We start from the raw sequence: 10870 nt of genomic DNA, 5'->3' as shown, positions 1-10870 counted from the left end.
CCCCCCCAAGCCCCCCCTTGTTAAGGGGGGGAAAGTTCCTTTGGTGCTCAATGGCCAACGGCAATCCCCCCCTTTGTTCAAGGGGGGGCATGGGGGGGTTATTTTCGGATGAACCGTCATGAGCGGGGCGCTCACAAAGGGAAATGAAAATAGTAAACAGTAAGCAGTGAGCAGTAAACAGGAAAGGCAGTCTTTATCTGCTAACTGCTAACTGCTTACTTGGGGTCATTTTCGGATGACATACAAATAAAGACAGGAGGTGTAGGATGCTATCGGTGAAAGGTATTTTTAAGGATGGAAAGGTGATTATTCAGGAGGAGGTGAAAACTGAGAACGAGGTTAATGTGATAGTCACATTTTTGGAAGATGTAAAGGCAAATGTTGTAAGAAAACTTGATATAGAAAAGTTCTCGTTTAAAAAAAGCAGGGAGATGTTGTCAGACTATAAGGGATCACTAAGTGACGCAATTATAGAAGAACGTCGGAGCGCCGTATGAAGGCATTTCTTGATACATCTTCTCTAATCAAGCTCTACCATCAGGAAGAGGGGTCTGACTTTGTAATAGAGACCCTTTCTAAGGATGTTGAAGAAATATTTCTATCAGAGCTTGCTCTCATAGAGTTCCGCTCTGCCCTATGGAAGAAAATAAGGGAAAAGGAGATGGAAAAGAATACCGCCATTGAGGTTATCAAATATTTCCAGAATGACTGTAACAAATTCCAATGGATTCTGTTACATTCAAATCTTGTAAAGTCAGCCTCACAATTATTAATGAACTATGGCGGAAGAGGCTTAAGAACTTTGGATTCCCTGCAGCTCGCAACAGCCTTAACTTTAAAGGAAGAAGAATGTATCTTTCTTACCTCTGATAAGTTGCTTCAGACATTGTTCGTAGAAGAGCGGCTTAAAGTTTTGTAGCATACGCAGCCTGTAGTGCTAAATTACAACCCCTTTTTCCTGATTCTGAAACAAAAATGCCCGCCTGTGGCATGAAACCACATTTTAGATTCCCCCCTATACAAAATATCCCGAATCCGTATATAATATCCCTTCGTATTTTGTGAAGGCAAGCAGACCGTTTTAACAACAGTGAATAATTATTAGCAACCGGTGAAGATTAAAAAGGAGGAAATGCTTATGGAAAAGAAAGTAGTTGAAAGTGTGTCGGAATGGTCCGGCGTGTTAAAAGATTTTTTCCGACAAATTCATGATGGAAGTATTACAAAATCTGAGTTTCAAGATTTTCTTGTCCATAGGAAACCGTTTCAAAAACCTGATATTGTCACTGAATGGGAAGATTTTTATCGTGATATTGGAATTAATTGCGACCTTTCAAGCGTGCTGATCCCGAATGACCCAGGCGGTTTTTCTCGGGTGCTTTTCGTGGTTGCTGAGGTTACGCCTCAGTGGATTTACGATAAAAGCAACGAACTATTCCCTTGCTGGAAGTGGACTGAGGGAAATTTGGATGAGATTATTATTTCAGAGAGAATTGCTAAAAACCGGCCTTATGCCATCAGAGTCCGTGACCGCGTCGAGGCAGATGAGGAATTAAAGAACCACTCTGCCTATGATATTAAGGATCAAATGACTTATGAAACCTTTGAAGAACGAATGGTTCACGAACTTAAGTTCTTCAAAGAAACGGGTGAACATCTTGATAGATTAAATGTCACACTTTGCGCAGGTTCGTGTTATTATTTTGGTTATGTGCCGCGCATACGCTGGTATGACGGAAAATTACTGGTCAGCCGCTATCGTTTTGAGGACCGTGACGACCGCGTGCGTCCACGTGTAGTTGTTTCTTAGCAGTAATAATCACTCTAAAGGACTGTTCTATGAAACGTAAACTTAACAATGTAATAATTTATATTACTTGCTTAGCTGCTGTTTTTTCTCTGAGCTTCTCTTTTCCGGAGCCTTCAGGGAAAGATAAGGCTGCGTGGCCTCTGCCGCCTGACCCTCCTCAGATTACTTATGTAATGACAATAGAAAAACTCAGCGACATCGGTGTAAAGAAATCTTTTTTCAGGAGGGTTATTGAGTTTGTGGCAGGGAAAGAGCCGGAGCCGCGGATATTACGGCCTGCCGGGATTGTTTCTGATGGAAATGGGACAGTTTATATTTCTGATACCGGCCTTCAGGTTGTACATGTGTTTGATTTTAAGAATCGGAAATACAGACAGGCATTTAAACTTGAAAATGAGCCGGCACCCGCAAGATTAATATCCCCGATAGGAGTTGCCTTAGATAAGGAAAATAATCTATATATCTCTGATTCTGTTTTGAAAAAGGTTTTTGTATTTGATAAGACCGGTAAAAATATTAATACAATCGGGGTAAAGGGTGAATTTGGGCGGCCCGCAGGTCTTGCAGTTGATATATCAAGAAAACGGTTGTACATAACAGATGTCCTTAACCATAAGATATGGATATACGACCTGAAAGAAAAAGTCCTGTCTTCCTTCGGGGGAAGGGGCAGTCACATTGGGGAATTCAACTTTCCTACTCATATCGCCATAGATTCAAAAGGTGATTTATACGTCACTGATTCAATGAACTTCAGGGTTCAGGTTGTTAGTCCTGAAGGCAAATTTATTGGAACAATCGGGAAAATGGGGAACACTATAGGAACATTTTCTAAACCAAAGGGCATAGGTGTAGATGATGAAGGGCACGTTTATGTAGTAGATAATCTTTATGACACAATCCAGATATTTAATCGTACAGGAGAAATTTTGCTGAACTTCGGCACACACGGAGGAGGCAAACAAGGCTTATGGCTTCCCAATGGTCTCTATATTGACAGTGACAACTACATTTATGTTGCTGATACATATAATGAAAGGGTGCAGGTCTTTAGATACATTAAGTAAGGAAGCAAAGTTGAAGCATTGAACAGAAGTTAGAAGCAAGAAGTTAGATGGCCATGGTGCATAAAAGATAGGGAAATTCCCTCCCCTTCAAGGGGAGGGTTAGGGTGGGGATGGGGTTTTTAGGATGAAAATTTATAAACTTCTATTTTATATAATTACAAGCATATTTCTAATCACCTCCTGCAGTTCCGGCAGCAATCAAAAACAATCCACAGCGGTTGCAGAAAAGGGGAATATTGTTGTTCGTAAACCGGATCTTGCTGTAGGGGAAAGGTTATATAATAAATACTGTTTCTACTGCCACGGCAAAGAAGGCAGAGGAGATGGGGCTATCGGCATAGGTCTTCCTTTGAAGCCTGTAGATTTTATCGGTGATACTGAGAGGATGAAAAAGAGTGATGAAGCCCTTTACCAGTCTATTGCGCGCGGGATTCACAGGAAAGTCGGAGGAGAGTCTCTTCAAATGCCGCAGTGGGACCTTATAATGAAAGAAGAAGAAATACGGGACGTCCTGGCCTACATAAGATATTTAGCTGAGAAAGGTAAAGCAAAGTAAATGCAGTTAGAGAGCATTTTCGGGGGAACCCACATGAACCAAGGTTCACAAAGGGACATGAAAATCAGCGGGGTAAGAAAACCCCGCCTATCCTCGTAGAAATGGATAGGCGGGGTTTTCTTACCCCGCCGGAGGGGATTTTCGGATGAACCGTCATGAAACGGAGGTTTCACAAAGGAGGATGAAAACCACCCCCCCCAAGCCCCCCCTTGTTAAGGGGGGGAAAGGTTCTCAATGGCCAACGGCAATCCCCCCCTTTTTTCAAGGGGGGGCATGGGGGGGTGATTTTCGGATGAAGAGGGAAAGGATTAACAATTAATGTACAAATTTTTTAAACTTTATTTTATGTTAGGTCTTTTACTTATAATCATAACTCAGACCCCATCTACGGTTCTTTCTGTTGAGGGTAATGGGGAATCTCATACTACGCACTCTGTTATAGAGGACTATGACCCTTTAACAGGTCAGCCCAAATGTATCAATTGCCATAATGGTGATGCAAAGCCTTCGATTGATTACACACGTGATTCATCATGCCTGCAATGCCACAGCACAGGGTTCAGCGATAAGTTCATTGCTATTGACTCCAGATTTGACAAGACAATAATTGCATCTGCTGAATTAAATCCCTCCCCAATAAAAAAGGGGGGAATTGAACACGGCTCGCTCAACAACATGATCCTAATCCCGGCAGGAGAATTCACAATGGGATCAAATGATTGGTGGCCCAAGTGCCAGCCTGAGCATAAGAGGACTGTGAAGGGATTTTATATTGACAAATACGAGGTTACAAATAAAAAATATAAAAAATTTGTAGAAGCAACAAAACATGAGCCGCCTGTAAACTGGATAAAAGGTGCAATCCCAAAAGGGAAGGATAACCATCCTGTTGTTTTCGTAAGCTGGTATGATTCAAATGATTTTTGCAAGTGGGAGGGAAAGCGGCTTCCGACTGAGATTGAGTGGGAAAAGGCTGCGAGGGGCACTGACGGGAGGACATTTCCATGGGGCAACAAATTTGATGCAAAGAAAGGGAATATGCCCCAGCTTGGAAAGGGTGACACTATGCCGGTTGGAAGTTTTGAAAATGGTAAAAGCCCTTACGGACTTTATGATATGGCAGGAAATGTGTTTGAGTGGACAGATGACTGGTTTAAACCATATCCGGGGAACACTCATCCTGATGAAAACTACGGTGAAAAATATAAAGTTGTAAGAGGAGGGTCATGGTATGACTGCACATATTACAAATGCGGCATAAGCTCCCCGACTTATAACAGGATATTCTTCAACCCTTATACTACTAATAATAATTTCGGGTTCAGATGCGCAAAGGATTGAAAGGAGAACGTTTTATTATGTGGATGGTTTTATTTTTAATAGTCACTTTTATCTTCACCGGCTGTTCACCTAAGCCTCCCAAGGATATGGCTTATGTGCCTAAGGGTGAGTTTATAATGGGGAGTAATGATGTTGATACAGAGGCAAAGTCACTTGCTTATGGGAATAAAAAACCGTGGTTCGCAAATGAAGGGCCTCAGCACAAAGTCTATCTAAAGGGATTCTTTATTGATAAGTACGAAGTCTCTATTAAAAAGTATAAACAATTTACTGATGCAGTGAAACATCCGGTACCTGAATATTTCACTGCAGTTGACATGTCTAAAGTTGAGAATCTTCCTGTTGTCGGGGTAACATGGTTTGATGCAAAGGCATACTGTCAGTGGGAGGGAAAAAGACTTCCGACAGAGGCAGAGTGGGAGAAGGGGGCACGAGGAACAGACGGAAGAAAGTTCCCATGGGGAAATGAGTTTGATACTGCGAAGGTAAACGGCGCAGGCAATCACATGGGTCCTATGGATGTTACAAGTTTAGATGCAGGCAAAAGCCCTTATGGACTTCATCATGTATCCGGTAATGCATACGAATGGACAGCTAGCTGGTATGAAAAATATGAAGGCAATAAGTATGATGATGAGGACTATGGGAAGAACTTTATGACAGTCAGGGGCGGCAGTTGGGGCGGACTCGGACACTACTCATTAAATATATATCTGAGAACTACATACAGATTTCCTGTACCGCCTAATGGTAAATTTGAAGACCTCGGGTTCAGATGTGCAAAGAATGTTGAGTAGAAATAGAAGCAACGAGCAGAAGTTAGAAGATAGAAGTCAGAAGCAAGACACAAAAGCCCCCTCACCCGTGCCCCCCTCCTGCCTCCCACCGCAAAGGAGGGGGGAGGAATTTGGTAGGAATTTAATTGCAGCTCTCCCGCCGGGGGAGAGGGTACATGGTTTTATTCCCTCTCCCTGAGGGAGAGGGGGCTATGTTGATTCCCTCCCCTTCAAGGGGAGGGTTAGGGTGGGGATGGGGTTGATTTTCGGATGAACCGTCATGCCCCTCCGGGGCACAAAGGGGAATGAAAATTAACCCCCTTAATCCCCCTTTAAATAAAGGGGGAGATATGACAACCAGAAATCCCCCCCTTGTAGTTAAAGGGGGGCGAGGGGGGGTATTTTCGGGTGAACTCCCATGAACCGAGGGTTCACAAAGGGCAATGAAAATCAGCGGGACAGGAATGTCCCGCCTATCCTCATAGATAGGGATAGGCGGGGTTTTCTTACCCCGCCGGAGGAGATTTTCGGATGAAAGAATTAGAGATTCTCAGGGATCATATTTCCCGCAACAACATGAAGCACACACGCCAGAGGGAAATGATCTTAGAGACTTTTATAAAGACAGGCGGGCATATTAGTGCAGAGGATTTATATAATAAAGTCAGCAGGAAGGATACATCAATCGGACTTGCTACTGTTTACAGGACATTAAATCTATTGTGTGAATGCGGTATTGCCCAACAGCGTGAATTCGGCGAAGGCTATACCCTTTATGAGATAGTGCAGGATTACAAGCATCATGACCATCTTATCTGTACAACTTGCGGTAAGATCATAGAATTTGAAGACTGCAATATTGAACGCCTTCAGGAGAAGGTAGCACAGGATAACGGATTCACCATCTATACGCATAAGCTGGAGATATATGGACTCTGTAAGGAATGCGGAAAGCCTCGTGAGACGTGACCGTTATCCGTGTCCGTAAAGAAAGCAACCCGAATAACGGGCACGATCTATATCCATCTACTTTAGCAGCTCATAAATCTTTTTACTCTCTACTAACTCCTTAATCTCATCATCCTGTCCCATATACTTACTGTCTATATAAATCTGAGGAACTGACCTCTCCCCTCCTGACATCTTTTCAAGTTTATTCCGCATGTTTTCAGAATCAGGTGTTATATCTATTTCTTCATAATCAATATTACTGTTGTTTAAGACATCCCTTGCATTACTGCAGTAGGGACATCCCTTGATTGTATACATTTGTAAACGTTTCATGTTTTTCTCCTGTTTAACCCCACCCGCACCCTGACCCTCTCCCTGAGGGAGAGGGGATTCATGGTGTGTACATATCTCCCTGAGGGAGAGGGAATTGTTAGTCTTGCTTCTTGCCTCTTGCTTCTAACTTCTTACTTCTTACTTCTTACTTCTCAGCTCCTCGTAAAGCTCTTTAGCCACTTTCTCAGTCATCTTGGGCGCTTTCATCAACTCTTCAACACCCGCTTTTTTCAAAACATCTACACTCCCGAAGTATTTCAGCAGTGCTATTTTTCGTGCCCTTCCGATTCCTTTAATCTTATCAAGTTCCGACAGCATCCCCTCCTTTCCTCTTAATTTTCTGTGATATGAGATTGCAAACCTGTGTGCCTCATCTCTGATATTCTGTAAAAGGTGTGTTGCAGGAGATGTCATATCAAGTTCTATAGGGTCAGGACTATCCGGTAAAAACACCCTTTCCCCCTTTTCCTCCCTTGCCTTTGCAAGCCCGATAATTCTAATGTCATTAATACCTATCTCTTTTAATTCCCTGATTGCAGAGTTTAACTGCCCCTTGCCTCCATCTATTAAGATCAGATCAGGGAGTCCGCCACCCTCTTCAAGCACCCTTGAATACCTTCTCTGCACCACCTCCCCCATCATAGCAAAATCATCAGCACCTGTAACTGTCTTAATCTTAAAGTGACGGTATTCATCTTTTCTAAGCCCGCCGTTTTCCCATACAACCATTGAGCCGACTGCCTCTGCCCCAAGTATATTCGATATATCAAATGCCTCTATCCTCTCAGGGATTGAGGGCAGAGAGAGTATCTCCTTGAGTACATCGAGTACTTCACCCCCACCCTTACCCTCCCCCCTCAAGGGGGAGGGAACTAACTTAGGGGGAGTATGCATAGCATTTTCAACAGCAAGCCTCAGCATCCCTGCCTTATTGCCACGCACCGGCACTGTAATCAAGACCTTTTTCCCCTTCTTCTCAGTGAGCCATTTCTCCACTAACTCCATGTCAGGAATTTTAACATGGATTAAGACCTCAGCGGGAATCAGTACATCCCTGCTGTAATACTGTTCAATAAATGATGATAGTATCTCTTCATCTGAAATATCCCTTGAATGGTCATAGAATATCCCCTTGCGGCCTACAAGCATCCCGCCCCTGAAAAATAAGATTTGCAGGGCTGTATAGTTGCCGTCTCTCGCAAAACCGATTACATCAGTATCCCCTGTCTCTGCAGAAATTATTCGCTGTCTTTTTAGAAGCATTTCTATCCTGAATATGCTGTCCCTGAGTCTTGCCGCCTCTTCAAAATTTAATTTCTCTGCCTCTTCCTCCATACGCCCCTTTAAAGACCTCTGTAGTTCCTTGTCCTTACCTTCAAGAAATAACCTCACATCCCTTACAATCTTTTTATAACCGGCCTCTGAGATTTCCCCTATGCAAGGACCGCTGCATCTGCCGATTTCATACTCAATACACGGCCTGTCATATTTCTTATTCAAATCAAGCTTACAGGTTGCAAGTGGAAATGTCCTTTTTATCAGTTTCAGTGTCTCGCGCATGGCATGTACCGGAACATAAGGACCGAAATAGAGGCCGCTATCAGGCTTAATCCGCCTGACTACTTCAATCCTTGGAAACTTATCATCCATATAAAGCCTCAGGTATGGATAGTTCTTGTCATCCCTCAGGATTATATTATATTTGGGCTTATACTTTTTAATGAGATTGCTCTCAAGTATAAGGGCCTCAAGCTCAGACTCAGTTACCATCCACTCTATGTCCGCAATATGTTTTACCATAGTTTCAATACGCGGAGAGAGTGTTGTACTTTTCTGAAAATACGATTTCACACGGTCTATTAAGGAATTGGCCTTACCCACATAAATCACCCCGGCCTTATGGTCTTTCATCAGATATACACCAGGGCTTTCCGGGAGTAAAAGGAGTTTATCTTTCATTGTTGAACAGGGGTCAACTAAATTTTCCATAATCACATTTTAGCATAAATACCGAGCCCTTACAGCGGGGTTAGAAAACCCCGCCTATCCGGGATAGGTTGTACATTCTTGTCCCACAGTGGGATAGGTGGGACATTCTTGTCCCACAATCTCATGGATCTCTTACTATAACCTAATACCCATCACCCATTACCTATTACCTGTCTTATCATTTGCTTTGAATTATAAAAACTGCTAACATAATTCCGTTGAAAGTGACCGTAATCCGAATCCGTAAAATCAGGGGGAATATAAATGTTAGAAGAATTTGTAAGTGATATAACAGGGCTTAAAGAAAAGGCAGAAAACCTGCGGAGGTATCTTTGACATAGATAACGCAAAGGACAAAGTCAGCGAACTCGAAAGCATGATGCACGCCCCATCGTTCTGGGATAACCCTCAGGAGGCACAACGCATATCAAAGGAAAAATCTCAACTGGAAAAGAAAATCAACAAATGGAATAAAGCTGAAATGGCATTGGAAGATATAGACATCCTTGTTGAATTAGCAGAAGAGGAAGGAGATGACTCCTTATTTAAAGACATCCGGGACAACATAAATAACCTCCGGAATACCTTTACAAGCATTGAGGTAGAAACCCTGCTATCAGGTGATGTTGACTTAAACAACGCCATAATCTCAATACATCCCGGCGCCGGCGGCACAGAATCGCAGGACTGGGCAGAGATGCTCATGCGTCTTTATTTAAGATGGGCAGAACGTCATGGATTCAAGGTTGAAATATTGGACCACCAATCAGGTGATGAGGCCGGTATCAAAGATGTTACATTCAGTGTAATCGGTGATTATGCCTACGGCTATCTGAAGGCTGAATCGGGGATTCACAGACTCGTACGAATATCACCATTTGATTCCAATAAGCGGCGTCATACATCCTTTGCATCTGTATTCATTTATCCTGAGATAGAGGATGATTTAACTGTTGAGATAAATGAAGATGACCTCAGGATAGACACATTCAGGGCAAGCGGTGCGGGCGGACAGCATGTAAATAAGACATCCTCTGCCATACGTATAACCCATATTCCAACAGGCATTGTGGTGCAATGTCAGAACGAACGCTCCCAGCATAAAAATAAGGCTACAGCCATGAAGATATTACGTTCCAGGTTATATGAGGTAAAGAAGATTGAACAGGAGAAAAAGATGGAGGGGCTGTCACCTGAGAAGAAGGATATAGCATGGGGCAGTCAAATCCGTTCCTATGTAATGCAGCCATATCAGATGATCAAAGACCATCGTACAGATGTTGAAACAGGAAATGTAACAGCAGTGCTTGACGGGGATATAGATATGTTTATAAATGCGTATCTCACAGCACAGCTCAAGCCTAACCTGACACCGTCATAAGGGTCTATCATAAAATAACCTATACATTTATGCATCTCATCTTCCGGCCATCTTTGTGTGCTCCTCAATCTCAACCCCTCAGCGTAGATTCAACTACGCCTTCGGGTTTGCTCAATCGGTCGCACTCAAACCTGACCGAAATCTGAGCGCCTAAATGCACAAGTTATTTCATGACAGACCCTAAGATATTCCATACATTCATGCCCCGACACCTGTCAGCGTGTCAATCTTTGCGGCTAATATAAAGTCGTTCTCTGAAAGACCTTTGACAGCATGGGTCCAAAGTTCAAGCTCCACCTTGTTGTAGCGAATAGTTATATTCGGATGATGTCCTTCACCTTCTGCGAGCCTTGCAACTGAATTTACAAACTCAATAGCATCTGGAAAATTCTTAAACCTGAAGGTCCGCCGGATATGTCCCTCCCTTAATGACCATGATGGTATTTCTTTCAACAGGGCATCTGCCTCAGCCTCTCCGAGAGGAGGAGTGCCTCCTTCACAAGGTATACACCTCTTTTCATTTAATTTCATCCGAAAATGACCCCCCCATGCCCCCCCTTGAACAAAGGGGGGGATTGCCGTAGGCCATTGAGCACCAAAGGAACTTTCCCCCCCTTAACAAGGGGGGGCTTGGGGGGGTGGTTTTCATCCTCCTTTGTGAAACCT

At 43.2% G+C, this 10870-nt stretch carries 12 protein-coding genes; 9 read left to right on the top strand and 3 right to left on the bottom strand.

Annotation, left to right across the window (positions count from 1 at the left end):
• The first annotated feature begins 266 nt into the window (after positions 1 to 266).
• The 8 genes from HZA08_13045 (at position 267) to HZA08_13010 (ending at position 6519) form a co-directional block, all read left to right on the top strand.
• Positions 267 to 497, top strand: a complete 231-nt coding sequence (locus HZA08_13045; GenBank protein MBI5194350.1) for a hypothetical protein — start codon at positions 267 to 269, stop codon at positions 495 to 497.
• The gene (locus tag HZA08_13040) at positions 494 to 919 is read left to right on the top strand and encodes a type II toxin-antitoxin system VapC family toxin (protein ID MBI5194349.1); all 426 of its coding nucleotides are present in this window, start codon (positions 494 to 496) and stop codon (positions 917 to 919) included. The genes HZA08_13045 and HZA08_13040 overlap by 4 nt, the downstream gene beginning before the upstream one ends.
• Before the next feature lie 219 nt (positions 920 to 1138).
• Positions 1139 to 1810 carry a hypothetical protein gene (locus tag HZA08_13035; GenBank protein MBI5194348.1) on the top strand — a complete coding sequence of 224 codons (672 nt, stop codon included), beginning with the start codon at positions 1139 to 1141 and terminating at the stop codon, positions 1808 to 1810.
• Positions 1811 to 1839: 29 nt separating this feature from the next.
• Positions 1840 to 2877, top strand: coding sequence for an SMP-30/gluconolactonase/LRE family protein (locus HZA08_13030; protein ID MBI5194347.1), 1038 nt, complete (start codon positions 1840 to 1842; stop codon positions 2875 to 2877).
• Positions 2878 to 3001: 124 nt separating this feature from the next.
• Entirely contained in the window at positions 3002 to 3433 is a 432-nt protein-coding gene (locus tag HZA08_13025; protein ID MBI5194346.1) for a cytochrome c, read from the top strand.
• 318 nt (positions 3434 to 3751) lie between these two features.
• Positions 3752 to 4774: a formylglycine-generating enzyme family protein gene (locus HZA08_13020; GenBank protein MBI5194345.1), complete on the top strand. Its 1023-nt coding sequence runs from the start codon at positions 3752 to 3754 to the stop codon at positions 4772 to 4774.
• Positions 4775 to 4791: 17 nt separating this feature from the next.
• The gene (locus HZA08_13015; protein MBI5194344.1) at positions 4792 to 5571 is read left to right on the top strand and encodes an SUMF1/EgtB/PvdO family nonheme iron enzyme; all 780 of its coding nucleotides are present in this window, start codon (positions 4792 to 4794) and stop codon (positions 5569 to 5571) included.
• 510 nt (positions 5572 to 6081) lie between these two features.
• Positions 6082 to 6519: a transcriptional repressor gene (locus HZA08_13010; GenBank protein MBI5194343.1), complete on the top strand. Its 438-nt coding sequence runs from the start codon at positions 6082 to 6084 to the stop codon at positions 6517 to 6519.
• A 57-nt stretch (positions 6520 to 6576) separates the two neighbouring features.
• Here HZA08_13010 and HZA08_13005 read toward each other — a convergent pair whose 3' ends face one another.
• Both HZA08_13005 and uvrC read right to left on the bottom strand, forming a co-directional pair.
• On the bottom strand, positions 6577 to 6834 hold the full coding sequence (locus HZA08_13005; protein MBI5194342.1) for a glutaredoxin: 258 nt from the start codon (positions 6832 to 6834) through the stop codon (positions 6577 to 6579).
• A 138-nt stretch (positions 6835 to 6972) separates the two neighbouring features.
• A complete protein-coding gene (uvrC, locus tag HZA08_13000) occupies positions 6973 to 8793 on the bottom strand; it encodes an excinuclease ABC subunit UvrC (GenBank protein MBI5194341.1) in 1821 nt (606 codons plus the stop codon).
• Positions 8794 to 9151: 358 nt separating this feature from the next.
• On the opposite strand from uvrC, the gene prfB reads away from it, so the two are divergent.
• Entirely contained in the window at positions 9152 to 10204 is a 1053-nt protein-coding gene (prfB, locus tag HZA08_12995; GenBank protein ID MBI5194340.1) for a peptide chain release factor 2, read from the top strand.
• Positions 10205 to 10402: 198 nt separating this feature from the next.
• Here prfB and HZA08_12990 read toward each other — a convergent pair whose 3' ends face one another.
• Positions 10403 to 10735 (bottom strand): 4a-hydroxytetrahydrobiopterin dehydratase, encoded by a 333-nt coding sequence (locus HZA08_12990; GenBank protein MBI5194339.1) that lies wholly within the window; start codon positions 10733 to 10735, stop codon positions 10403 to 10405.
• Between the last annotated feature and the right edge of the window lie 135 nt (positions 10736 to 10870).

This window comes from Nitrospirota bacterium (genome assembly GCA_016212215.1).
Lineage (GTDB): Bacteria > Nitrospirota > 9FT-COMBO-42-15 > HDB-SIOI813 > HDB-SIOI813 > JACRGV01.
The sequence above is the reverse complement of the archived record's forward strand: the minus strand, read 5'-3'. Positions and strand labels throughout refer to the sequence as shown.